At 49.9% G+C, this 623-nt stretch carries 1 protein-coding gene; it reads right to left on the bottom strand.

From position 1 onward, the window contains the following. Window positions 1-623 (bottom strand): AMP-binding protein (locus ACTJKB_RS30900; protein ID WP_440838042.1); only part of this gene is annotated, 623 nt, incomplete at both ends.

The following is a 623-nucleotide window of genomic DNA, read 5'->3' as shown; positions in this document are numbered from 1 at the left end:
TCTTGGGACACCAGGGTTAGCTTTGCACCCAACAACAGCGACAGTGTCATCTCCCATACGGAAGCGTCAAATATATAATTGGCAAACTGCAGCACGTTATCTTGCGGCGTCACTTCATACTTCTCCTGCAGGTAACTTCTCATCGCAACGACGCCGCTGTGCGCTAACATTACCCCTTTGGGCTGTCCCGTCGTTCCGGATGTATAGATAATATACGCCAAATTATCGGGGCGATTAACTGGCTCCGGATTGTCGCTTTGCCCTTCCCAGAGCTTAGCATCTGCCAGATTAATCGTCGGCAGATCCGTTTCAATCGCCGTTTTATACACAAGCACTGCCTTTGGTTTGCAGTCATTTAGGATAAACTGCATACGCTCGGCTGGGAGGGTAGGATCAACTGGCACATACGCACCACCTGCCTTGATGATGCCATACATCCCGGCAATCATCTCCACACTTCGCTCTGCTACAATAACCACACGGTCATCCGGTTTAAGGTGCAGGCTGCGAAGCACCCATGCCACTTGGTTGATTTTTTGGTTTAACGCGTCATATGTCACATCGTTGTCTTCATATACAACAGCGATGGCATCTGGTGTGTGAGCCACCCGCTCTTCCCATAA

Origin of the sequence: Paenibacillus sp. 22594 (assembly GCF_052044425.1) — a bacterium.
In the GTDB taxonomy this organism is placed as follows: Bacteria; Bacillota; Bacilli; order Paenibacillales; family Paenibacillaceae; genus Paenibacillus_AQ.
The sequence above is the reverse complement of the archived record's forward strand: the minus strand, read 5'-3'. Positions and strand labels throughout refer to the sequence as shown.